Source organism: Stenotrophomonas sp. NY11291, assembly GCF_023277365.1.
Taxonomy (GTDB): Bacteria; Pseudomonadota; Gammaproteobacteria; order Xanthomonadales; family Xanthomonadaceae; genus Stenotrophomonas; species Stenotrophomonas geniculata.
This window is the reverse complement of sequence record NZ_CP096975.1, coordinates 91662-115131: the sequence shown is the minus strand read 5'-3', so window position 1 is coordinate 115131 and position 23470 is coordinate 91662. Positions and strand designations below refer to the sequence as shown.

General features: G+C 67.3%; 20 protein-coding genes. 6 read left to right on the top strand and 14 right to left on the bottom strand.

Annotated elements, in window-relative coordinates; genetic code table 11:
* The first annotated feature begins 44 nt into the window (after positions 1-44).
* Complete coding sequence (locus M1L61_RS00510; RefSeq protein WP_005421068.1) at positions 45-248, top strand: YdcH family protein; 204 nt, start codon at positions 45-47, stop codon at positions 246-248.
* A gap of 106 nt (positions 249-354) precedes the next feature.
* On the opposite strand, the gene plsB is transcribed toward M1L61_RS00510, so the two are convergent.
* The 4 genes from plsB to M1L61_RS00490 form a co-directional block, all read right to left on the bottom strand.
* Positions 355-2991: a glycerol-3-phosphate 1-O-acyltransferase PlsB gene (gene plsB / locus M1L61_RS00505; RefSeq protein WP_109814665.1), complete on the bottom strand. Its 2637-nt coding sequence runs from the start codon at positions 2989-2991 to the stop codon at positions 355-357.
* Positions 2991-3944 carry a hypothetical protein gene (locus tag M1L61_RS00500; protein WP_345779126.1) on the bottom strand — a complete coding sequence of 318 codons (954 nt, stop codon included), beginning with the start codon at positions 3942-3944 and terminating at the stop codon, positions 2991-2993. The genes plsB and M1L61_RS00500 overlap by 1 nt, the downstream gene beginning before the upstream one ends.
* Before the next feature lie 424 nt (positions 3945-4368).
* On the bottom strand, positions 4369-5094 hold the full coding sequence (gene pyrF / locus M1L61_RS00495) for an orotidine-5'-phosphate decarboxylase (RefSeq protein WP_100447293.1): 726 nt from the start codon (positions 5092-5094) through the stop codon (positions 4369-4371).
* On the bottom strand, positions 5091-6014 hold the full coding sequence (locus M1L61_RS00490) for a 5'-nucleotidase, lipoprotein e(P4) family (RefSeq protein WP_197654923.1): 924 nt from the start codon (positions 6012-6014) through the stop codon (positions 5091-5093). The genes pyrF and M1L61_RS00490 overlap by 4 nt, the downstream gene beginning before the upstream one ends.
* A gap of 101 nt (positions 6015-6115) precedes the next feature.
* On the opposite strand from M1L61_RS00490, the gene M1L61_RS00485 reads away from it, so the two are divergent.
* The gene (locus M1L61_RS00485; protein ID WP_010487332.1) at positions 6116-6769 is read left to right on the top strand and encodes a DUF480 domain-containing protein; all 654 of its coding nucleotides are present in this window, start codon (positions 6116-6118) and stop codon (positions 6767-6769) included.
* 117 nt (positions 6770-6886) lie between these two features.
* Here M1L61_RS00485 and M1L61_RS00480 read toward each other — a convergent pair whose 3' ends face one another.
* The 3 genes from M1L61_RS00480 to M1L61_RS00470 form a co-directional block, all read right to left on the bottom strand.
* Positions 6887-7411: a GNAT family N-acetyltransferase gene (locus M1L61_RS00480; protein WP_043397785.1), complete on the bottom strand. Its 525-nt coding sequence runs from the start codon at positions 7409-7411 to the stop codon at positions 6887-6889.
* Between the two features lie 193 nt (positions 7412-7604).
* Positions 7605-8956, bottom strand: a protein-coding gene (locus M1L61_RS00475) for an IS3 family transposase (protein WP_099560046.1) whose coding sequence is annotated in 2 segments (ribosomal slippage) — positions 7605-8509 and positions 8509-8956 — 1353 coding nt in all. Because the reading frame shifts where the segments join, the coding sequence is not laid out codon by codon here.
* Between the two features lie 147 nt (positions 8957-9103).
* Complete coding sequence (locus M1L61_RS00470) at positions 9104-11080, bottom strand: UvrD-helicase domain-containing protein (RefSeq protein WP_191863849.1); 1977 nt, start codon at positions 11078-11080, stop codon at positions 9104-9106.
* 101 nt (positions 11081-11181) lie between these two features.
* Between M1L61_RS00470 and M1L61_RS00465 the strand changes: the two genes are divergently transcribed.
* Both M1L61_RS00465 and M1L61_RS00460 read left to right on the top strand, forming a co-directional pair.
* Positions 11182-11802, top strand: coding sequence for a thymidine kinase (locus tag M1L61_RS00465; protein ID WP_010487338.1), 621 nt, complete (start codon positions 11182-11184; stop codon positions 11800-11802).
* Positions 11803-11897: 95 nt separating this feature from the next.
* Positions 11898-12605, top strand: coding sequence for a sel1 repeat family protein (locus M1L61_RS00460; RefSeq protein WP_010487340.1), 708 nt, complete (start codon positions 11898-11900; stop codon positions 12603-12605).
* 42 nt (positions 12606-12647) lie between these two features.
* On the opposite strand, the gene M1L61_RS00455 is transcribed toward M1L61_RS00460, so the two are convergent.
* The 4 genes from M1L61_RS00455 to M1L61_RS00440 form a co-directional block, all read right to left on the bottom strand.
* Entirely contained in the window at positions 12648-14252 is a 1605-nt protein-coding gene (locus tag M1L61_RS00455) for a glucan biosynthesis protein D (RefSeq protein WP_248854174.1), read from the bottom strand.
* Between the two features lie 105 nt (positions 14253-14357).
* The gene (mutM, locus tag M1L61_RS00450; RefSeq protein WP_010487344.1) at positions 14358-15170 is read right to left on the bottom strand and encodes a bifunctional DNA-formamidopyrimidine glycosylase/DNA-(apurinic or apyrimidinic site) lyase; all 813 of its coding nucleotides are present in this window, start codon (positions 15168-15170) and stop codon (positions 14358-14360) included.
* A 19-nt stretch (positions 15171-15189) separates the two neighbouring features.
* Entirely contained in the window at positions 15190-15522 is a 333-nt protein-coding gene (locus M1L61_RS00445; RefSeq protein WP_019338125.1) for a hypothetical protein, read from the bottom strand.
* Positions 15519-16721: a fatty acid desaturase gene (locus M1L61_RS00440; protein ID WP_248854173.1), complete on the bottom strand. Its 1203-nt coding sequence runs from the start codon at positions 16719-16721 to the stop codon at positions 15519-15521. Before M1L61_RS00440 ends, M1L61_RS00445 begins: the two co-directional genes overlap by 4 nt.
* Before the next feature lie 151 nt (positions 16722-16872).
* Between M1L61_RS00440 and M1L61_RS00435 the strand changes: the two genes are divergently transcribed.
* Positions 16873-17694, top strand: a complete 822-nt coding sequence (locus M1L61_RS00435) for an ATP-binding cassette domain-containing protein (protein ID WP_159359622.1) — start codon at positions 16873-16875, stop codon at positions 17692-17694.
* 128 nt (positions 17695-17822) lie between these two features.
* Here M1L61_RS00435 and M1L61_RS00430 read toward each other — a convergent pair whose 3' ends face one another.
* Positions 17823-19025 carry a DUF4785 domain-containing protein gene (locus tag M1L61_RS00430; protein WP_057504123.1) on the bottom strand — a complete coding sequence of 401 codons (1203 nt, stop codon included), beginning with the start codon at positions 19023-19025 and terminating at the stop codon, positions 17823-17825.
* Between the two features lie 11 nt (positions 19026-19036).
* On the bottom strand, positions 19037-19915 hold the full coding sequence (locus M1L61_RS00425; protein WP_049480389.1) for a hypothetical protein: 879 nt from the start codon (positions 19913-19915) through the stop codon (positions 19037-19039).
* Between the two features lie 263 nt (positions 19916-20178).
* Between M1L61_RS00425 and M1L61_RS00420 the strand changes: the two genes are divergently transcribed.
* Positions 20179-21018: a phosphatase PAP2 family protein gene (locus M1L61_RS00420; protein ID WP_248854172.1), complete on the top strand. Its 840-nt coding sequence runs from the start codon at positions 20179-20181 to the stop codon at positions 21016-21018.
* 127 nt (positions 21019-21145) lie between these two features.
* Here the strand turns inward: M1L61_RS00420 and M1L61_RS00415 are convergent, their stop codons facing one another.
* Positions 21146-23419, bottom strand: a complete 2274-nt coding sequence (locus M1L61_RS00415) for a TonB-dependent receptor (protein WP_241877590.1) — start codon at positions 23417-23419, stop codon at positions 21146-21148.
* Between the last annotated feature and the right edge of the window lie 51 nt (positions 23420-23470).

Below are 23470 nucleotides of genomic sequence, written 5' to 3'. Positions count from 1 at the left end.
TCCCCTCTCCCGGCAGTCATCATCGCTGTGTATGCTCGGAGGCTGTGGACACTTACAGCCCCGCCGAGATCGTCGAGCACCTCGCCGCCCTGCGCGCCGAGCACCGCCTGCTGGATGAACAGATCACCCGCATGGCCGCCAATGGCGAGGACGAACTGGAAGCCAAGCGCCTGAAGCGGCGCAAGCTGCAGTTGAAGGACTGCATCGCCAGACTGGAAAGCCTGCAGATTCCCGACGAGCCGGCCTGAGCGGTGGCCCATCCACGCATGGCGTGGATCTACTGCTTCGCCCCTGGTAGATGCCAACCTTGGTTGGCATGCCGTTCGCCGGGCATGGCCATGCCCGGCGCTACCTTCAATCCTGCGGCGCCGGCTCGTCCGGGCGTGCCGCTTCCGGGCTGACCCGTTCGATGGTGTGGCGCAGCTCGCGGCCGAGGATGAACTTGGCGTCCTTGGCCCAGGCATCCAGGCGCTCGTCGAACAGCAGCTTGCTGTTCTCGTCCGGCCACACCAGGCGCAGCTCGCGCAGCTTCTGGATGAAGCCACGGAACAGGGTGCGGTCGAAGAACTCCGGCGCGGCCGGTGCATAGAGCAGGCTCAGACGCTGCGCCGCCTGCTGGCACAGGCTTTCCAGCTCGGCCGCACCCAGCACGCCCGGGCCGTTCTTCACCAGCACCGAAATGGCGATGTAGTAGCGCTCGAATGCCTGCTGCAGTGAATGGCCAATCGCACGCAGGCGGAACACCTCGTCGGTCTGCCCGGTGTTGCGCGCCAGGATTCCACCGTCGTCATCGTTGACGTTCTGCAGCAGGCCCTCGCGCACGAACACGTCGATGGTCTGGTCGATGCGCTGGGCGAACTCGTCCTCGCTCCACGGCAGGAACAGTTCGGCCTGCAGGAACGGGTACACCGTGCGGCCCAGCTGGACCAGGCCGGTGCGGCTCATGCGGCGGTTGTTCTGGAAGCAGCAGGCCACCCACGACGAGGCGGTGAACAGGTGCAGCACGTTGTTGCGGAAGTAGCTCAGCAGCACCGCGGTATCGCCGCTGACGCTGAGGACATCGCCCAGGGGGTGCTTGACGCGGGTGAGGACGTTGATTTCCTCGGCATGGGCGATGATCCGCTCCGGCGAATGCGGGGTCACCGTCACCCGGTCCGAATACGGCATCTCGACCAGCAGCGTCTTGCACAGCTCGATCTGCGCGATCAGGTCGGCTTCGCCCATCGCGTGCTTCGGCGTGGACAGCAGGGCCAGCGCCAGCAGGTTGATCGGGTTTACGTCGGCGGCGCCGTTGATGCGCACCTGGATGCGTTCGGCCAGCGTATCCACCGTGGTCGACAGCCACGCCGGCTTCTCGTCCTCGGACACCGCCTCGCCCTTCCACTCCGGGGCCTTCTCGGCCAGCACGTCGTTCAGCGCGATCGGCTCGCCGAAGTTCACCACCACCTGGCCGTAGTTCTGCTTGAGCACCTTGGGGATGCCCCACAGCAGCGACCAGATCGATTCCTTCTCCTTCGGCCGGCCGGACAGTTCGTCCAGGTAGCTGCCGCCCTCCATCAGCTTCTCGTAGCCGATGTAGATGGGCTGGAACAGCACCGGCTTGCGCGGCTGGCGCAGGAACGCACGCAGCGTCATCGAGATCATGCCGCCCTTGGGCTGCAGCAGGCGGCCGGTACGCGAGCGGCCGCCTTCGACGAAGTACTCCAGCGAGTAGCCGCCGGCCACCAGCTGCGCGACGTACTCACTGAGCACGGCCGAGTACAGCGCGTTGCCGCGGATCGAGCGGCGGATGAAGAACGCACCGCCCTTGCGCAGCAGGGTGCCGACCACCGGCAGGTTCAGGTTGATGCCGGCCACGATGTGCGGCGGCACGATGCCACGGTCGTACAGCAGGTAGGACAGCAGCAGGTAGTCCATGTGGCTGCGGTGGCTGGGCACGTAGACCACTTCGTGGCCCGGCGCGGCGGCCTTGAACTTGTCCAGGTGGTGCACCAGCACGCCCGCATAGATGCGGTTCCACACGTGGCTGAGCATGAAGCTGGCCGAGCGCACCACCGGGCTGGAGTAGTCCGCGGCGATTTCCCAGGCGTAGGCATGCGCCTTCTTCCAGGCGTCGGCCGGCTTCGAGTTGTCGCGCTTGGCCTGCGCGGCGATCGCTTCGCGCACCGGTTCGGCGGCCAGCACCTGGTCCACCAGCAGGCGCCGGGTCGACAGGTCAGGGCCGATCACCGATTCACGGATGCGGCGGAAGTGCGTACGCAGCACGCGCTGCAGCTTGCGTACCGTGCGCTCCGGCTCCAGGCCTTCGTCCACGGTGCTGCGCAGCGAGATCGGCGGGGCGAAGCGGACGATGGTACTGCGGCCGTTGAGCAGCACCGCCAGCAGGCGGCGGAAGCGGCCCACCAGCGCCCAGTTTTCCGAGAACAGCACCGCGAACCAGCCGCTCTGCTTGTCCGGCGCGCGGCCGACGAAGATCGACACCGGCACCAGATGCACGTCCAGGTCATCGCGCACGCGATGGGCCTGCAGCACCTTGGCCAGCGAATCGGAATGGGTCTTGGCGCCGCGCTGCTCGGGGATCAGCGAGTTGCTGGAGCTGCGCCGCGACAGCGCCAGGTAGGCGCGCTTGCGGCCGGTCGGATCACCGGCCAGCGGCACCAGCGGCGACGGCAGCCCAGCCTGGCGGCAGGCCTTGTCCAGGATCAGCGCGTTGGACAGGCCGTAGTCTTCCAGCACATACATGACCGGGCGGCCATCGTTGTACTGGCCCGGGTCTTCCGGCTCGATCTTCAGCGACAGCCACGGCTCGACCAGGCGGCCCAGCAACCGTGCCCACAGCGGGCGGCGGCCGGCCGGACGCGCATGCGCGGGCGGCGGTACCGGGTTCGGGCCGGTACCGGTCGAGGGGGACGCCGGCACCGTATCGGCGGGCGTCGACTGGGATTCTTCGCCGGGGAACGGCAGCGGGTTCTGTTTCGACATCGGCGCCATTATGGCTTAGGCGGCGGCGTTGCCGCTTCCCCACCCTCGGCGGGGGCTTCAACCGGGGCGGGGGCCGCCGCAGCGCGGGCCGCATCGGCCTTGCGCAGCAACGCGTCGGTGTCGGCCAGGGTGCGGGTCAGGTACCAGTGGCCCTCGCGACGGCTCAGCGGCAGCTGCAGGGTCATTTCGCGGCCAGCCAGGTCGTAGTGCAGGCGTACCAGCGCATTGTCACCCTCCACCGAGAGCAGCTCACCGCGCACGCTGCGCAGCGCATCGTCCACGCCCAGCCCGTAGCTGCCCAGCACCGCCTTGAGGGTGTGGATGAACGGCGTGAGCTGCTGCAGGCTGCCTTCCATGCCCGCGGCCTGCATGCCGGCCTCATCCTCGAAGCCGACCTTGCTGGCTGCGCCGACCAGCGCGGCGATGGTGCTGCGCGCGCGGGCGCGGTCACTGATCGGTGCCCCCTGCGCCCAGCTGGCGAGGGTTTCGACGAGGGCGATGTAATGCGCCTGCTGGCCCGGTGTGTAGCCCTTCTGATGGCGCAGGTACTGCACACCGAAGTTGCCCATCGACTGCGCGGCCTGGCGCACGGCACCGGCCTGGCCTGCCAGCTGGCGGTCGAAGCTGCGTTGCAGTTCGGCGCTGGCATTGGGCGCGCGCAGCGCGGCCAGCATCGGCAGCAGCTGGTCACCCAGCGGCAGCTCGGTCAGCGGCCACTGGCTGTGGCCCTCGGTCCAGGCCTGCTGCAGGCGCTGGTACTGGCTCGGCGGTACCGACAGCTTCGCATAGCCGACCAGATCGTCCTCGGCCAGGCGCAGGGCCATCGCCTGCACCGCCGCAACCGGTTCGGCCGCCGGCCTGGCCGGATTGTTGGCCGGTTCACGGCACGCCGCCACTGCCAGCAGCAGCATGGCTGCCAGCCCCCATCCACGCGCAGACCTTCCTCGCACTGCCACGCTCATGCACTCGGACTCCCCGGACCGGTCCGCATCTTGCGGCCTGCGACGTGACAGCGGCAAGCCGGGACGTCACGGTTTCCGCTGTTGCTTGTGCAAGTCACTGATCAGAATAAAAAAAGAGCCGGGATCACGGGGATCACAGGCTCTTCAAGCCGGCGCGGGGCCGGTGGACAGTGTAGTGGCACATGTCCGGTCCGAGGACCGGATGGCGGCGATCCTACGCTGCCGCTCAAGTTAAGGCAACACTTCACGTAGTTATGCATAAATTATTGATTTTATTGATCAACCTGATGTTTGGCATGGAGGCCATGAAATCTACGGCAGGTTTTGCGGCGATTCGGGCACAACCGGTTGGTGGACGGATGCAAAAACGCCATCCCGCGCGGGTCGGGATGGCGTTCGGGCCTGCAGCCTGCGCAGCGGAATCTCAGCGCGCAGCCAGCGCCGACGTGATTTCCTGCTGGATGGCCCGGGCCGCGGCCTGCGGATCGGCGGCCAGGCGGATCGGGCGACCGACCACAATGGCATCGGCGCCATCGGCAAAGGCCTGGGCCACGCCAACGGTACGCTTCTGGTCATCGCCGACCGGGCCACCGGGGCGGATGCCCGGGCAGACGATCGAGAAGCCGGCGCCGGTAGCGGCACGGATCGGGCCGGCTTCCTGGCCCGAGGCGATCACGCCATCGATGCCGGCCACCTGCGCGGCCAGCGCGCGCTCGACCACCACGTCCACCGGCTCACGGTCAATGCCCATCTGCGCCAGGTCCGGGCGGCCCATCGAGGTCAGCACGGTCACCGCCAGCAGACGCATGTCGCCGCTGTTGGCGGCCGCGCAGGCCTCCATCATGGCCGGGTGCCAGCCATGGATGGTGGCGTAGCTGACCGGCCACTGCGAAAGGCGCTTGATCACCGCCGCGGCGGTGGCCGGGATGTCGAAGAACTTCAGGTCGACGAACACGCGCTTGTCGCGGCGGGCCAGCTCGTCCAGCACCTGGAAGTACTCGCCGGAGGCGAGCAGTTCCATGCCGATCTTGTAGAACGCCACGCTGTCGCCGAGGCGGTCGACCCACTCCAGCGCCTGCACGCGGTCAGGCACGTCCAGCGCGAAGATCAGGCGCTCGTCGTCGCGCAGCGGCAGCGGCGCGCGGTTCATGGTGCGTAGTCCAGGGCAGCGCGCTTGGCGTCGTGGCGGGCCTGGCGCGACTGGCTGTAGTCGTTGTTGAACTGCGCCGGCTCGAAGCCGCCGTAGGTCGGGTTCGGCAGCATCCACCAGCGCTCGCCGAACCAGTCGTGGTACTGCTGCAGCAGCGCGTCACGGCCGTCGTTGGTGTTGGCGGTCACTTCGACGAAATCGCCCAGCTGGTCGCCGAACTGCATCAGCACGCGGTACTTCTGCCCGGCCAGGCGGCGGCGGCAGTTCTTCTCGCTGCCGGCCTGCTCGCAGCCTTCGACCACGGTGCCCAGGCCCAGGAACACGCTGTCGTCGGCCACCGGCAGGCCCTGCTCGCGCAGGTTGGCCAGGGTCGCGTCCTTCAGGTGCACGGCGCGGTTGGAGATGTACAGCAGGGTCACGCCCTTGGCGTTGGCGGCCTTGGCGAAATCGACCACGCCCGGGATGGCCTTGGCCTTCTTTTCGGCCACCCACTGGTCCCAGGTCAGCTCGTCGTATTCCTTGCCGTCGCGCACCAGGCGCGCCTGGTAGGGCGAGTTGTCCAGCACGGTCTCGTCCACGTCCAGCACCACGGCCGGCTTCAGGCCCTTGGCCTCGTTGCCGCGTTCTTCCGGCACCAGCGCATCCCAGTGGGCTTCCTTCAGCGCGGCGTCCAAGTGGTCGGCGGCGGCGCGGTAGGTCTGCTCGGTGATCGCCTTGTACTCCTGCGCGCGCTGCATCCACAGCACTGCATTGAGGTTGTCATTGGCAGTGGGATCGAGCGCGCCGTCCGCCTTGGCAGCGGCGGCCGGGGCCTCCGGTGCAGCGGCTTCAGCGGCAGGCGCATCCACGCGCTTGCAGGCGGACAGGCCCAGCGCCGCAGTGGCGAGCAGGGTCAGGGACAGGGAAACGGGACGACGCATGGATTCACCGGCAATCAGATATACCGGCGCATTTTACCGGCAAAGGCGGTCCCGGGACGGCTATGCTTGGCGGTTGACCCGTTGCCCTTCCGGAGGCCGCCATGACCGATTCCACCCAGACCCCCGACGTCCCCCTGCTCGACGCCGTGCAGGCCCGCCTGCTGGGCTGCCTGGTGGAGAAGGAGGCGACCACCCCGGACACCTATCCGCTGACCGTCAATGCCGCCCAATCGGCCGCCAACCAGAAGACCGCCCGCGAGCCGGTGATGAACGTCGATGCCGGCAGCGTGCAACATGCGCTGCGCCAGCTGGAGGCGCTGGGCCTGGCCCGCCAGCACTTCTCCTCGCGCGCGGACCGCTATGAGCACCGCCTGCAGGCCGCGCTGGACCTGACCCGGCAGCAGACCGTGTTGCTGGCGCTGCTGCTGCTGCGTGGGCCGCAGACGCTGGGCGAGCTGGTCACGCGCAGCGAACGCCTGCACCGCTTCGCCGACACCGACGAGGCCCGCCACGCCATCGATCGCCTGCAGCAGCGCGCGCTGCTGGTGGTGCTGCCGCGCGCCAGCGGCCAGCGCGAAGACCGCTACATGCACCTGCTGTGCGGCGAAGTGGACGGCGCGGCGCTGGCGGCGAAGTACGCCAGCAGCGGCGGTGGCAGCAGCGATGCGGCCGACCCGGGCCTGGCCGAGCGCGTGGCCCAGCTGGAAGCGGCGGTGGCCGAACTGCAGGCACAGTTGGCCGAACTGCGCGGTTGAGGGGGTGGGTGCCGACCGTTGGTCGGCACTGCATCTGAATAGTGCCGACCAACGGTCGGCACCTACCATCAGCCGCTACTGTGCCGGCCAGCGGCCGGCACCTACCAACATCAAGGGTCAGACCTGCGCCGCACCGGGCGTTGCATACAACCGGCTCGGGCTGTCCACGCCCGGCAACTGGATCACCCCGCGCGTCTGCATACCCAGGCCCTGCAGGATCTTCCCGGACACCACGTTGTCCAGATCGGTGATGCCATACAGATCGTGCAGGCCCAGCGCTCCACGCGCATGCGCGAACACCGCGCGTGCCGCCTCACCGGCATAGCCCTGCCCGGCGAATTCCGACAGCACCGCATAGCCGATGTCCGGCCCCGGCAGGCCATCCCGCCGCACCAGCCCGGCGTTGCCCAGCCAGGCACCATCGGACAACCGCTCGATGGCATACATGCCGAAGCCATTCAACGCATAGCTGTGCAGCACCCGCAGCGCAATGTACTCGCGTGCCTGTTCTTCGTCGCGCACGTTGCGGTCACCGATGAAACGCACGAAGCCCGGATCGTTGAGCAGGGCCAGCATCGGTGCCGCATCACGGTCCGGTTCAATGGCCCGCAGCCGCAGGCGCTCACTCTCGATCGGTTGCACAGGCAGACCTCCAGCCGAAACCCCGATTCTGCCTCAACCGCCGGCTGTTGCTTTTGATTTCCTCTGCATTGCCGTGGAAGGAAGCGCCCGGAATCTGTCAGAGGCCGGTCGGGGTGGGTTCGCGGGGGTATCCGCGCCATGGATGGCGCGGCTAAGCCCCCAAGGTGAAGTGACCCCCGAGACTTGGACGGGGTCAAGCGGCCGATTGGGCCTGCTCCCGGTACTTTACCGGGCTCAGGCCTTTCAGTTTCAGTTTGATGCGCTCTTCGTTGTAGTACTGGATGTATTCCACCAGCCCAGCCTCCAGACTCTCGATGCTGTCAAAGCTGTTCAGATAGAAGAACTCCGACTTCAGCGTCCCGAAAAAGCTCTCCATTGCCGCATTGTCCAAGCAGTTGCCACGCCGGGACATGCTTTGCTTCAACGAGTGCTTTTCCAGCATGTGCCGGTAGTTTTCATGCTGGTACTGCCAGCCCTGGTCAGAATGGATCATGGGGCGCTCATCCGGGGAAAGCTTGCTGATGGCCTCCTCCAGCATCTGACCCACCAGATCGAACACGGGCTGGCGCTTGATCTGATAAGCCACGATTTCACCGTTGTAGAGGTCCATGATCGGCGACAGGTACAGCTTCATGCCCTGCACCTTGAACTCGGTCACGTCAGTCACCCACTTCTGGTTGGGCCGCTCGGCCTGGAACTCACGATTGAGGTCATTGCCAACCACAATATTGGCCGCTCCCTTGAAGGCCCGATAGCGCTTCACGCGCACGCGCGATTTCAGGCCCATCTCCCCCATCAGGCGCTGTACCCGCTTGCGATTGGTCCGATGGCCCTGATTGGCCAATTCCAGCGTTACCGTGCGATAGCCATAGCGCCCTTGGCTTTGATCGTAGATTGCACGGATGCGCTCGCGCAGATCTGCCTCGTCCTGATCCGGATGGGCCAGGACATGGTTCTGGTAATAGAACGTACTGCGTGACAGCTCTGCCGCTTCGAGCAGAAGCGACAGCGTATGAACCTGCCTCAATCCTTGGATGGCTTGCGCTTTGCGTCTCGCGCCGCCTGCTCTTCCCGGATCAAGGCATCGAGTTTTTTTAGGTAGTCGGTCTCCGCGCGCAGATAGGCGACTTCCTTGAGCAGCTCATCGCGGCTCATATCCTCAGGTGGCTTGGACGAACGGGTCTTTTTCATCGGCTTTCGGGGCGGCGGCAGGGGCGGTGCCAACGCTTGGGCACCGCCCTGAGCATACAGGCGCCGCCACTGCCCCACTGCGCCGGCATCACCAATCTGAAAGTAGGTGGTGGCTTCGCGCCCGGACATGCCGTCCTGGCTCATCTTCTCCAGGACAGCCAGCTTGAACGCGAGGTCATAGGACCGGGCCTGGCGGTGAAACCCGCGCCAACCGTGCAGCCGATAGGTCGCCACCCAGCGCCTGACCGTGGAAAACTCCAGGCTGTGGCGACGAGCAACGGCTTTGACCGATGTGGAGGTCTTGCAGGCCTCTTTGGCGACCTGCAGTTTGAAACGCGCGTCGTATCTGTTCATGTATCCCTCGGGGTTGGATCTGGTGTCCAACTCCCGGGGGTCACTTCAGGGACGGGTTCACGGCGTCCCCCGCGAACCCACCCCGACCGGCCACACTGCGGAACCAACGCGCGCTCCACCACGGAGGGGCGGCGCCGTTGGAGCGCCCTAGTCGAACAGCGCCTCAATCGCCGCCAACCCCGCGCTCGCCCGTTCCTTCTTGCGCGCCGCATCGGCCACCGGGTCCGCGCCATCGCGCTGGATCTCCTCGGCCGGAATCTCCTCGAAGAACCGGCTCGGCTTCAGCCGCACATGCTCGCCGAACTTGCGGGTCAGTTTGCTGTAGCTCATCCACAGCTGGATCTTGGCGCGGGTGATGCCCACGTACAGCAGGCGACGTTCTTCCTGCAGGTTGCCCTCGTCCAGGCTGACCTGGTGCGGCAGCACGCCGTCCTCGCAGCCGACGATGAAGACATAGGGGAATTCCAGGCCCTTGGACGCATGCAGGGTCATCATGCGTACCTGGTTGCCGCCCTCGTCCTTGTCGCTGCGCGAGAGCAGCGCCAGCTGGCCGGCCAGGTCGGCGGCGGTGGCACCGCGCGGGCCGCCCTCGAACCACTGCGCCAGTTCCTCGATGTTGTTCGCCCGGCGCTGGTAGCTGGCCTCTTCCTTGGCCTGCTGGCGCAGCTCGCTCAGCAACCCCGATTCCTTGGCCACCTTGCGGATCATGTCGCCGGACGTCACCTGGCGCATCTGCGCCCGCAGGTCGCGCAGGATGTCGGTGAAGCGCGCCAGGCTGTTGGCCGCGCGCGGCGGCAACTGCTGCAGGGCGCCGATGGTCTCGGCCACATGCGCCATCGGCATGTCCTTTTCCTGCGCCAGCTCGGCCAGCCTGGCCAGCGTACCGGCACCCACATCGCGCTTGGGCGACTGCACCGCGCGCATGAACGCGGTGTCGTCGTCCGGGTTCACCAGCAGGCGCAGCCAGGCCAGCGTGTCCTTCACTTCCTGGCGTTCCAGGAACATGGTGCCGCCGGTCAGGTGGTAGGGAATGCGCAGCAGCTGCATCGCCTTTTCCAGCGGGCGCGACTGGAAGTTGCCACGGAACAGGATGCAGAAATCACTCCACGGCACGTTGCGCGACTGCGCCACGAAGGCGATTTCGGCGGCGACCTTTTCCGCTTCGTGTTCGCTGTTGCGGCATTCCCACACGCGGATGCGTTCGCCGTCGGCCTGGTCGCTCCACAGCTTCTTCAGGTGCTCATGCGGATTGTTGGCGATCAGCGCGTTGGCGGCGCGCAGCACGCGGTTGGAGCAGCGGTAGTTCTGCTCCAGCTTGATGATTTCCAGCGCGGGGTAGTCACGCCCCATCTGCTGCAGGTTTTCCGGGTTGGCGCCGCGCCAGGCGTAGATCGACTGATCGTCATCGCCCACGCAGGTGAAGTTGCCCTTGTCACCGGCCAACTGCTTGAGCAGCCGGTACTGCGCGTCGTTGGTGTCCTGGCATTCGTCCACCAGCAGGTAGCCGATGCGCTCACGCCAGGCCAGCGCGATCTCCGGATTTTCCTCCAGGATCTGCACCGGCAAACGGATCAGGTCATCGAAGTCGACCGCGTTGAACGCCGTCAGGCGCAGCTGGTAACGCTCGTAGACACTGGCCGCTTCTTTCTCGCGGTTGCTGCGCGCGGCGGCCATCGCCTGTTCGGGCGACAGGCCGGCGTTCTTGGCGCGCGACACCAGGTTCTTCATGTCCTCGATGTCGTCGGGCTTGGCCCCATACATCAGGTCCTTGATCTGCGCAGCGGCATCGTCGGCATCGAAGATCGAGAATCCACGCTTCAGGCCCACGGCGGCGTGTTCGATCTGCAGGAACTTCAGGCCCAGCGCATGGAAGGTGCAGATGGTCACCTCGTCGGCATCCTGCTCGCGCAGGCGCTTGGCCACACGCTCGCGCATTTCCTTGGCCGACTTGTTGGTGAAGGTGATCGCTGCGATGCGGCGCGCCGGATAACGGCCACAGCCGATCAGGTGGGCGATCTTTTCCACGATCACGCGCGTCTTGCCGCTGCCCGCGCCGGCGAGCACCAGCAACGGACCTTCGATGTGCAGGACGGCGGCGGCTTGGGGGGGATTGAGACCGTGCATGGGATGGGGATTGTAGCGGGGCCGGGTGACGACCACAGCGGGCCGCCGGCGGGGTTGCTGAACGGCTTCGGCGGAGCGGAGCTGCGGCGTACAATCCGTCGATGGCCAAGCTCTACTTCTACTATTCGGCGATGAACGCCGGCAAGACCACCACCCTGCTGCAGAGCGCTCACAACTACCGCGAGCGCGGCATGCGGGTGGCGATCCTGACCCCGCGCCTGGACGATCGTGCCGGCGCCGGCGTGGTCGCCTCGCGGATCGGCCTGCGCGCCGAGGGCATGGCCTTCGATCGTGACACCGACCTGCAACGCTGGGTCGAGCAGGACCTGGCGACGAACGGGCCGATGGGCTGTGTGCTGGTGGACGAGGCGCAGTTCCTGACCCGCGCCCAGGTCTGGCAGCTCAGCGAGGTGGTCGACCAGCTGCGCATTCCGGTGCTGTGCTACGGCCTGCGCACCGACTTCCGCGGCGAGCTGTTCGAAGGCAGCCAGTACCTGCTGGCCTGGGCCGACGAGATGCAGGAGATCAAGACCATCTGCCACAGCGGCAAGAAGGCGACGATGACCGTGCGCGTGGACGAGCATGGCCACGCGGTACAGGACGGCCCGCAGGTGGAGATCGGCGGCAACGACCGCTACGTGTCGGTCAGCCGCGCCGAGTTCAAGAAGATCACCCGCGGTGAAGGGCGTATCGATCCGGCGCAGGCCCCGCTGCCGTTGTAGCAGTCGCGCCGGTGCGCCATGACCTCCAGCGGTTTACAAGCAAGCGCTGTCGCGCCTAGGCTGCGGCACTCCTGCTGCCGAACTGGAAGTCCGACATGCGTTCCGCCCTCCTGCTGCTGCCGCTGCTGCTCCTGCTGCCTCCGCTGGTCATCGCGGCCGAACGCCCGTCCGGTGAAGACGATGCGGCGGTGATCGGCGCCGGTTTCATGGACAGCCACCCGGACATGATGTACCGGCAATGGGGCGTCAACGCGCTGCGTCGCAACGATGTCAACGGCGCGATGGACAACTTCCGGCTGGCCGCGCGGTACGCGGACAAGCCTGCCCAGGGCTACCTCGGCGAGATGTACTGGTACGGGGTAGAGCAGCCGCGCAATCCGGTCATGGCCTATGCCTGGATGGAGGTGGCCGCCGAACGTGGCTATCCGTTGTTCGTCGAGCTGCGCAACGAGTACTGGGCCACGCTGCCGCTGGAGCAGCATGATGCGGCGCGTGCGCAGGCAAGCGCGCTGCGCGCCGAGTATGGCGACGAGGTCGCGCGCCCACGCATGGCCGAAGTGCTCAGAAAGGGGCGCCGCGAGATGACCGGCAGCCGCGTCGGCTCGATGTCCAACAACGTCGACATCGTATACATGGACGGCGGAATCTCCCGCACCATCAAGGCCGACCGTCTGTACGACCCCAAGTACTGGGATCCGAAGCAGTACGAGCGCTGGCAGGACGAAACCTGGATGAAGATCCGCCGGGGCACGGTGGAAGTGGGTGTGCCGACCCAGTCGCACGCCACCGACAGCAAGCCTTGAAGCAACGGTGCCGGCGTGTGGCCGGCACCGAGCCGCATCCATTCAGTACAGCGTGCGCTCCGTCGCGCCCGCCGGCGGCGGGGTGTACTGGTACAGCCAGGTCTCGGTGAGGGTCTTGCCGCCACTGCGCAGGAACAGGCGGATGTCGATCTGCTCGGTGCTGCCTTCCGGCGGCACCAGGTCGAACATCGCGCGGTAGCCGTTGATCTCGCGCAGCGGGCGCGCCGACACGATCTCGACCCGGCCACGGTTGGCTTCAACCACCGCCTCGACCTCGGCCTTGTCGATCAGCGTGGCCAGCTCGCCGCCTTCGAAGTCCACCGCGAAGCGCCAGCTGAAGTACTCGCGCTTCTTGCCGACCACGCCGCCCAGGCCGGTACGGCTGGCCACGCAGTGCGCCAACGGCGGGCGTGCCGGCGGTTCGGCGCCCCAGTACAGGCGGTAGCCGACCAGCAGCTCCTGGCCCGGCTGCGGTTTTTCCTTCGGGTTCCAGAACGCCACGATGTTGTCGAAGGTCTCGTCCACGGTGGGAATCTCCACCAGCTGCACCGAGCCCTCGCCCCACTCGCCCTTCGGCTCCACCCACAGGCACGGGCGCTTCTCGTAGAACACGCCATCATCCTGGTAGTGGTCGAAGTTGCGGTCGCGCTGCAGCAGGCCGAAACCGCGCGGATTGCGGTCCACGAACATGTTGAAGCGCAGGTTGCGCGGGTTCAGCAGCGGCCGCCAGATCCATTCGCCGGCACCGGTCCACAGCGACAGGCCGTCGGTGTCGTGGATCTCCGGGCGCCAGTCCCACGCCATGCGGCGGTCGTTCTCGCCCACTTGGTACATGCTGGTGCACGGGGCGATGCCCAACCGCTCGATCGCCTTGCGCGGGTACAGCGCACTGTCGATGTCCATCAGCAGCACGTCGCCGTTGGTGATCGCGAAGCGATAGGCGCCGGCCACGCTGGGCGAATCCAGCAGGCCGTAGACCACGATCGTTTCCGAATCGGCCGACGGCTGTTCCAGGTAGTAGGCGATGAAGTCCGGGAATTCCTCCGGCTTGCCCATGCCGGTGTCGATCGCCAGGCCACGCGCCGACTGGCCGTACTGGCCCTCCTTGCCAACGGCGCGGAAGTAGCTGGCGCCGAGGAAGGCGGCGAAGTCGCGGTCGGTGTCCTTGCGCGTGTTCAGGCGGAACCCGGCGAAGCCCAGATCGGCCGGCAGCTCGCCGTCCTTGATCCCGCTCTTGCCGTAGTTGAACGCCGCGCCGTCATAGGCCAGCTCCTGCGCCTTGCCGTCGACCACGTCGAACATGCGCACCGGCGAGTGGAAGTACAGGCCCAGATGGAAGAACTTGGCCTGGAACTTGCCCGGCTGGTCGGCCCACAGCGCATGGTCCTGGCGGTAACCGATCGACTGGTACTGGTCCCAGTCCAGGCCTTCCAGGCGGCCCGGCAGCACCCGCTTGTGGCTCTTGTAGGGCGCCTGCGCCAGCGCGCGCGCCTGGCCCTTCAGGGTGGCGAAGTCGAACGGCTGCGGCTGGCCGAGGCGGCGCAGGCCCATCTGGCCGCTCCTGCTGGCCGCGCACGCGGGCAGGGACGGCAGGCCGAATGCAGCCAGGGCGAGGGAGGCATTGCGGATGAAGTCGCGTCGTTGCATGCAGGCGCGTCAGGCACAGAGGGAAGGTCGGCCATCATAGGCAGACAAACGTTAACGGGCAGCGGAGACGTCCCCTGCCCGTTCAGCTGCCGCTGGCCGCCCGGCTCAGCGCTGGCAGTGGCTGCACCAGACACTGGCGCGCTGGCCGATGGTGGCGTGCTTCAGCGCGCGGCCACAGTTCGGGCACGGCAGGCCATCGCGGCCGTATACCAGCAGCTCCTGCTCGAAGTAGCCCGGCGCGCCATCCGGGCTGATGAAGTCGCGCAGCGTGGTGCCACCACGGGTGATGGCGTAGCCGAGGATCTCCTTCACCGCGTCGGCCAGCCGCTGGTAGCGCTCGCGCGAGACCTTCCCGGCCTCGCGCAGCGGGCTGATGCCGGCCTTGAACAGGCTTTCGGCGGCGTAGATGTTGCCCACGCCCACCACCACCGCCTGGTCCATCAGGAAGGTTTTCACCGGCGCACTGCGGCCCCGGCTGCGGGCGAACAGGTAGTCGCCGTCAAACACGTCGTCCAGCGGTTCCGGGCCCAGCCCCTGCAGCAGCGGGTGGACTTCGCCGGCCGGCTGCCAGAGCAGGCTGCCGAACCGACGCGGGTCGTTGAAGCGCAGCAGGCGGCCGTTGTCCAGGCTGATGTCGACGTGGTCGTGGGCGCGCAGCGGGGTATCTCCAGGCAGCACGCGCAGGCTGCCGGACATGCCCAGGTGCAGCACCGCGCTGCCGACGGCGGTATCCAGCAGCAGGTACTTGGCGCGGCGACGGATCTCCTCGATGCGCTGGCCCGGCAGCAGCTCGGCCACTTCCGGCGGAATCGGCCAGCGCAGATCGGCCCGGCGCAGGATCACGCCATGCACGCGACGACCCTGCAGGTGCGGCGCCAGGCCGCGGCGGGTGGTTTCTACTTCGGGCAGTTCAGGCATGAGCCGATTCTACGCCCGCTCAGCGTGGCGGCGCCGCCAGTTCACGGGCATCCAGGACGCCATCACCGTTGGCATCCTGCGTGTGGAAGCGCTTCACGATCACCTGCCGCTGCTGCTCGCGGCTGATCGCCCTGCCCTTGCCACCGGGCAGCTCCTCGGCCGTCAGCACGCCATCACCATTGCGGTCCATGCGGTCGAAGGCATACAGCATCCACTGCACGTACTCGGATTCACTCACCCGGCCGTCGCCATCGCTGTCCATCCGCTGCAGGTAGCTGGCGGTGTCGGTGACCTGGGCCAGCGCCGCACCCGGCAACAGCGCCACCAGCAGAAGTCGGTACCTTGCCCTCACGCGCCCACCAGGCTGTAGCCCTTCAATCGCGCGGCGTAGGCCTGCAGCGCGGCAATGCCACTTTCCTCGGCCTCGTGGCACCAGGCCTGCAGCTGATGCAGGCGCTCGGCCGCATCGTGGCCGCGCGCTTCCAGCAGCGCGGCCAGGCGCCCCCGGTACTCGACCAGGGTGCGGATGCGCGGGCGCTGTGCCACCCATGCGCTGAGCTGGGCACGACTGTCCGGCTTCAACCAGCGGCCATCATTGACCAGGCCACGGCGCAGACGGCGCGGCAGCAGGCGGCGCAGCTTGGCCCCGGCGTGAGCGGCTTCCTCGCGCAGGGCCGGCATGAACACATTGCGCTGGTAATCGGTCATCGCCTGGAAGCGGTGCGACAGCAGCGCCTTCAGGGTTTCGGCATCGGGCACCGCGATGTTCGGGCGTACGTCCATGGCCGGTGCAACGCGAAGCACCTTGGCCAGGCGCAGCGCCTGCAGCAGGCGGATCGCACTCCAGCCGATGTCGAACTCCCAGCGGCGCATCGCGAAGCGCGCCGAGCTGGGGAAGGCATGGTGATTGTTGTGCAGCTCCTCGCCACCGATCCAGAACCCCCACGGCGTGAGATTGGTGGAGGTATCGGCGGACTCGTAGTTGCGGTAGCCCCACCAGTGGCCCAGGCCATTGACCACGCCGGCTGCCCAGAACGGGATCCACGCCATCTGGACCGCCCACAGGGCCACGCCGGGCAGGCCAAACAACACGGTATTGATCGCGAACAACAGCACCGGCCCCAGCGTGGCATGCGGGGTATACAGGCGGCGCTCGATCGCATCATCCGGGGTGCCGCGCCCGTACTGCTCGATGTCCGCGCGCTGGCCGCGCGCTTCGCGGTACAGCTCCACGCCATGCCAGAACACCTTGCCGATGCCACGGGTGACCGGGCTGTGCGGGTCGTCCTCGGTCTCCACCTTGGCGTGGTGCTTGCGGTGGATGGCCACCCATTCGCGGGTGATCATCGAGGTGGTCAGCCACAGCCAGAAGCGGAATACATGGGCCAGCGCCGGGTGGAAGTCGACCCCGCGATGGGCCTGGCTGCGATGCAGGTACAGGGTCACCGAGAAGATGGTGATCTGGGTGAAGACCAGCAGCACCGCCAGCATCGCCCACCCGCCCAGGCCGAGCACACCACCGGTCAACAGGGACATCAGGGCATCAGGCATGGCAGCGCTCCGGATCGACGCGGGGATGGCAGACATCATGGGCGCTTGCGTTGCAAACTGCATCCCTGCGGCGGTGCTTCGCATCGCCATCCGTGGCACCGTTCACAGTTGGGGACCTGAGTTGTCGAGCCTTGATCCACGCGCCAGCACCATGACTGCGGCCCCGCCCATCGCGGAGCTGCCCCCGTTGATCGAACTGGACCGCGCCACCGTGGTGCGCGGCCAGGTGAAGGTGCTGCACGGGCTCAGCCTGCGCATTGCACAGGGCCAGCACACCGCCCTGCTCGGCCCCAACGGCTGCGGCAAGTCGACCTTCATCAAACTGATCACCCGCGAGCTGTACCCGCTGGCGCAGGGCGACGGCTCGGTGGCAGTGAAGGTGCTGGGCCAGAACCGCTGGCAGGTGGACCGGCTGCGCTCGCAGCTGGGCATCGTCACCGGCGACCTCAGCAGCAACCTCGCCGACATGCCGGGGCTGACCGTGGAGCAGGCCGTGCTGTCCGGCTTCTTTGCCAGCTACGTGGTGCCCGCCTTCCGCGAGGTGACCACCGACATGCGTGCGCGCGTGGTCGAGACGCTGGCGATGACCGGTGCGCTGGCGCTGCGCGAACGCGCCTATGCCGAGCTGTCGGCCGGCGAGACCCGTCGGGTGCTGATCGCCCGCGCGCTGGTCAACCGGCCGCAGGCGCTGCTGCTGGACGAGCCGTCCACCGGGCTGGACCTGGTCGCTCGTGAACAGCTGGTGGCGACCATGCGGGTACTGGCCCAGCAGGGCATCACCCTGGTGCTGGTGACCCACCACATCGAAGAGATCATTCCCGAAATCGAGCGGGTGGTGCTGCTGCGCGATGGCCGTGTGCTGGCCGATGGCACCCGCGCCGAGCTGCTGCGCAACGAACCGCTGTCGGCGGTGTTCGGCGGCGCGATCACCGTCTGCGAGCAGGAAGGCCGGCTGACCGCGTACGCGGGATGATCGACATGCCACTGTAGAGCCGAGCCTATGCTCGGCTGCTCCTGGACGCGGGGAACGGCAGCCGAGCATAGGCTCGGCTCTACAGAAAACGGTGCAACGGGCCGGAACCCGGCCCGCTGCACCCTTGCTCAGAACTTCAACGCCAGCGCGCGCGACTCGATCGGTGCCATCCGGCTCTGGTCCTGCAGCTGCAGGTCGCGCAGCTCGTACGGCGCACCAAAACCAGCCGGCAATGCGGCCTGGCCGAACGGCAGCACCAGCTGGCCTGCGCCCGGGCCATCGAACCACGCCGCCGCGTGCGCCTGTGCAACCGGCTTCAGCTGGCCATCGCGGGCAGTGGCATACAGCGTGCCACGCGCCTCGTAGCGGCCCGCTGCAGCCACCTGCAGCGGCAGCGCCACCTGGCGGTTGACCGCATCCGGTGCCGCTTGGCCGCTGAAGCGCGCGGTCGGCCGTGCCACCGCGAAGGCCACCTTGCCATCGCGCAACACGCCATCGGCCTGGGCGAACACCTGCAGTTCCCACAGCCCCTGCACAGTGCCGACGTCGGCCGGGATCCGCACCTGCGCGCGCAGCGCGCCGTCGGTGGTACGCAGCAACCGCTGCGGCCAGCTGCGTCCATCCGGTGCGACCAGCAGGGCTTCACCGCCCAGGCTGCCGCGGCGCGAGGCCATCTGCGCGGTGGTGGCACCGTCTTCCAGCAAGCGTGCTTGCAGCTGCACGTTGCCACCGGCCAGCACCTGCGCCTGGTTGGCCTGCACTTCCAGCCGCAGCGGGCTGTTCGGCTCCAGCACCTGCACCACGTAGCGGCCCTGTGCCTGCGTGCTCTGCAGCGTGTACGCACCGGCCGCACTGGTCGCGCCGGTGCGCAGCATGCTGCTGCCATCGCTCACCGGCATGCCGGCCTGCTGCAGCGCGCGCGCGTCGACACTGCGCGCCACGCTGCTGCGGCCGGCCGGGTCGCGCACCTGCAACGTGTTGGCCGGCACTGCACGCGCGCCTTCGGCCGGACTCAGCTGGATCACCGCATCGGCAGCGGTCAGCGGCAAGTCCACGCCGCGCTGCAGTTGCGTACCATCGACCTGCTGCCAGTAGCTGCGGCTGACCGAGGCATACGGCGTGGCCGCCTGCAGCGGTTGTGCCGGGTCCAGCGCCCAGGCAAAGGACAACGGCGCGTGCTCGCTTTCATCGGCGGGCAGCGGCGCGGCCACCAGGGCGGCAGGCACCTGATCCCCTGCACGGGCGGCCTGCAGCGGCTGCGCGGCCTGCGCTGCGGGAAGGGACAGCACTGCCAGGACGGCGCCGGCCAGCAGGGTGGAATGAATCGTCATGGTCGTCTCCCTCACTGGGTCAGGTCGTTGCGCAGCAGGGTGCCGAGGCCGAAGCACTCGCGGCGGCTCTGGTTGTGGCTGAGCGGTTCGGCGCCCTGGGTACGCGCCTTGTCGGTGAACCAGGTGGTGCCGGCGGCCTTCTGGCTGCTGCACTCCAGGAAGCCGTCGGAGCAGGACGACAGCCAGTTCTGGGTGAACTCCAGGCCGACATTGGCGGCGTAGCCACCGCAGTAGCTGTTGCTGTCCCACACCGCCGATTCCACGTCGCTGCCGACCACCGCACGGAACGGCTTGGGCAGGGCGGGACGGCCTGCGGTGCCGTACAGGTTCTGCGCGTTGTAGGTGGCCATGCTCGCCACCTGCTGCTGGCGCACCGCGTCGTTCTTGTAGCCCAGCAGCCAGCCCAGCGAGGTTTCGAAGGTGTTGCCGTTGAGCACCGCATCGGCCAGCGGCGTGCCGGCCGAGGACGGCGCCAGCGCGGTGACCTTGCGCACCGTGCGGATGATCTTCGGGTAGCGGCTGTCGTAGGTCGGGTTGGACAGGATCCAGCGCACCACGTTGCCGCCGTTGGAATGGGTAATCACCACCAGCTGGGTGATGCTGCGGCTGTCGATGAAGCGGGTCAGCTGGTTGGCCAGGCAGCCGGCGGCCTCCGGCTTCCACATGTACTGGGTGAAGTCGCAGTTGATGACCACATAGTTGCTGCTGTTCGGCAGGCCCTGGCGCACGGTGTCGATGATGGCCGGCTGCCAGTAGTCCTGGGTGGCGTTGGTCTGCGCGCCGGTGCCATGCACGAAGGCCACGCCGACCACGTCGGCGGCCTGTGCCGGAGCGGCTGCCAGCCCGAGGAGCAGGGCCAGGACGGTACTTCCTGTTGCGGTGCTGCGCATCGCTTCTCTCCCTCTGTCTGCGGATCCCCCCGACCCGGCTGGAACTGGACGGCTCCAGGTGCGTGCCGTTGTGCCGATGCTCGCGGCGCAGTCGCGTGAAAGTCCGTGCGCTGCGCCCGGATTCAGGAGACTGACGTCACTTGATGACGCTTTTGATACTGCTGCGATGACCATGCCGGGTCTGGCCGTATGACCGATGGCCACTGCGGTGTCGTATTCGGGCTGCGATCATGGCGCGTTGTTTTCTCTCCCGGAGCCTGTCCATGTCGCTGATTTCCCACCCTGCCCGCCCGCTGCTCGGCCTTGCCGTCATCGCGGCCCTGGCCGGTTGTGCCGCCACCGCCGCCAAGCCGACCGCCGTCGAAGCCAACATCACCACCAAGGCGGTGGGTTATCTGGACAAGAGCGCGGTACCGGCCAGCCTCGACCTGGTGCCGGCACCGCCGGTGGCCGGTTCGGCCGCCCTCGCCCTGGACGAGCAGGTCAGCCGTGAAGCCCGCGCGCTGCGCGGCAGCCCGCGCTTCGCCCAGGCCGGTGTCGATGCGGAACTCGGCTTCCCCGAAGGCGCCAACCACTTCTCCTGCGCCGCCGACATCGACGTCGATGCGGTGAAGACCCCGGCACTCTATCGCCTGCTGGAGCGCAGCCGGATCGATGCCAGCGCGGCGACCAAGGCTGCCAAGAATCACTACCAGCGCCCGCGCCCATTCATGGTCAATGGTGAGCCGACCTGCTCGCCGAAGGACGAGGACGGCCTGCGCAAGAACGGCTCCTACCCCTCCGGCCACACCTCGATCGGCTGGGCCTGGGCCCTGATCCTGTCGGAGATCGCACCGGACCGCGCCGATGCCATCCAGGCGCGCGGCCGCAACTACGGCGAGAGCCGCCTGGTGTGCAACGTGCACTGGCAGAGCGACATCCTCGAAGGCCGCTTCATGGGCGCCGCCGCCGTGGCCCGCCTGCACGACAACGCCGCGTTCAACAAGGACCTGCTGGCCGCACGCAAGGAGATCGAAGCGGCGCGCAAGGCTGGTCGGCACTCCAGCCGCGACTGCGCCACCGAGAATGCGGTGCTGAAGGTGCGCCCGCAGAGCGCGCTGTAAGCCATTGTAGAGCCGAGCCATGCTCGGCTCAGAGCAGCCGAGCGCAGGCTCGGCTCTACATGAAGCAGGAAACAGAAGGGCCGGCATTGCGCCGGCCCTTCTTCATTGCATTACCGCAGTCACCGCATCAGAACTTCGCGGTGAACTCCACGCCCCAGGTCCGCGGCTCGTTGAGGAAGCCGGTCAGGTTGTTGAAGTCGATCGCACCGACCACGCGGGTCTGGTTGGTCAGGTTGCGGCCGAACACCGCAACGTCGTACTGGCCGTAATCCCAGTTGTAGCCCAGGCGCAGGCCGCCTTCCAGCGAACTACGGCCGCGGAACTCCGGCGACTCGTAGATGAAGAAGTTCACCGCGCTGCGGTAGGCCCAGTCGGTGTAGGCATACAGCTCACTGCCATCGCTGAGCGGGAAGCCCACGCGCAGGGTCGCGTTGTGGATCCACTTCGGCGCCTGCGGCAGCGGGTTGCCGTTGACCAGCGCATAGGGCTTGCCGCCGATCATAGTGATCGGGTCGGTAACAGTGCAGCCACCACCACAGACCGCCACCGCCAGATCCTTGTCCTTGATCTCGGTGTCGTTGTAGCTGCTGCCGAAGGTCAGCAGGACGTTGTCGGCCAGGTAGGCTTCCAGGTCCAGTTCCACGCCCTGGCCGATGGTCTTGTCGGCGTTGAGCAGGGTGGCGGTGTTGTTGGTGCCACCCACGGCGATCAGCTGCTGGCCGTCAACGTTGTAGCGGAACACGCTCAGGCCCAGGCGCGCGCGACGCTCGAACAGGTCGGCCTTGATGCCGGCTTCGTACGAGATCACCTTCTCCGAATCGGCCTGCGACAGGCCGGGCGCGAAGGCCAGGCGGCCCTGGATCGACGGCGCACGGAAGCCCTTGGCCACGCGGGCGTAGGCATTCACGTTGTCGGTCAGCTTATAGACGCCGCTGACATCCCAGCTGACGTCGTTGACGTCGGTGTTGGCCAGGTACGGGCCACTGACCGGGGTGCCGAACGGAAGAACGGCCTGCAGCACGCTGGCGTTGAAGTCCTTCTTGTCCTGGGTGTAGCGCACGCCGGCACGCAGCTTGAAGCGGTCGGTGACATCGAAGTCACCCGAGGCAAACACCGCCCAGGCCTTGTTGCGCTGGTTCTGCACCACATGGCCGGTCTGCGGGTTGCCCGGCTTCAGCGAGTTGTAGTTGAAGTTGTTGATGGTCACGTCTTCGTCGAAGTAGAAGACGCCGGCCTGCCAGTCGAAGCGGCCCCATTCGTTGGATTCGACGCGGAACTCCTGCGTCCACTGGCGGTGGTGCGGCAGGCCGTCGGCCGACTCGGACGAGAACGGGATCAGGCCCGGGCCGTAGTTGCCAGCGCCCAGTGATGCCTCGCCGTAGCCACCGTCAATGTCGCCGCGGTTGAGCGATTCAGCGGTTTCATAACCTGTGATCGAATGCAGGGTCACCGAACCGAGGTTCCACTGCAGGCGCGCGCTGCCGCCCCAGGTTTCCAGATCGGAGAAGTTGACGCCGTCGTTGGCCACCTTGTCGCGGTCGAAGTTCTCGACCAGGCCGTTGCCACCCTTCTGGATGATGTTGGCGCGGAACAGGCGGGCGGTACCGTTGAGCTTGCGCTTGTGCAGGTTGAACAGCGCTTCGAAGTCATCGCCTTCGTACAGGAACTGCACGCGGCCGGCGGCTTCGTCATAGCCTTCGAAACCGCTGTTCGGCGCACCGGCGCGGGTGTTGTCGACCCAGTCATCGCGGCGCTGGTAGATGGCCGAGACGCGTGCCGACCAGCGATCGGTCAGCGGGCCGCCGTAGGCACCCTGCACGTTCCAGCTGTTGTAGCTGCCATAGCCCACGCGCACGTAACCGTCGGCATCCTGCGACGGGCGCGCCGAATCGAACTTGACCACGCCGGCCGGGGTATTGCGGCCGAACAGCGTGCCCTGCGGGCCGCGCAGCACTTCCACGTTGGCCAGGTCGAACAGCGGGAAGCCCTTCAGCAGCGGGCTTTCCTGCACCACGTCGTCGTACACCAGCGACACCGGCTGCGACGCATTGAGGTCGAAATCGGTGTTGCCCAGGCCGCGGATGTAGAAGCGCGGGAAGGCACGGCCGTAGGACGACTCGATGTTGAGGCTGGGCACGCGCGCGGCCAGGAAGCGGATGTCATCGCCCGCAGAACCCAACACATCGAGCTTCTCGCCCTGGATCGCGCTGATCGCGACCGGCACGTCCTTGGCGTTCTCAACGCGCCGCTGCGCGGTCACCTGCAGGGCATCGAGGGCAACCGGATCCTTGGCAGCGGGAGTTTCCTGGGCGGCTGCTACCAGCGGCAACAGGGCGGAAAGAGCGGCAACGAGGGGGCGCGCGACCGGAAGGCGGCCACGGGAAGTGCGGGTCGGGGACATGGCGGTAGGCTGTGTTTGGAGGGGTGGTAAAACGGCGCTACCAGATAATTG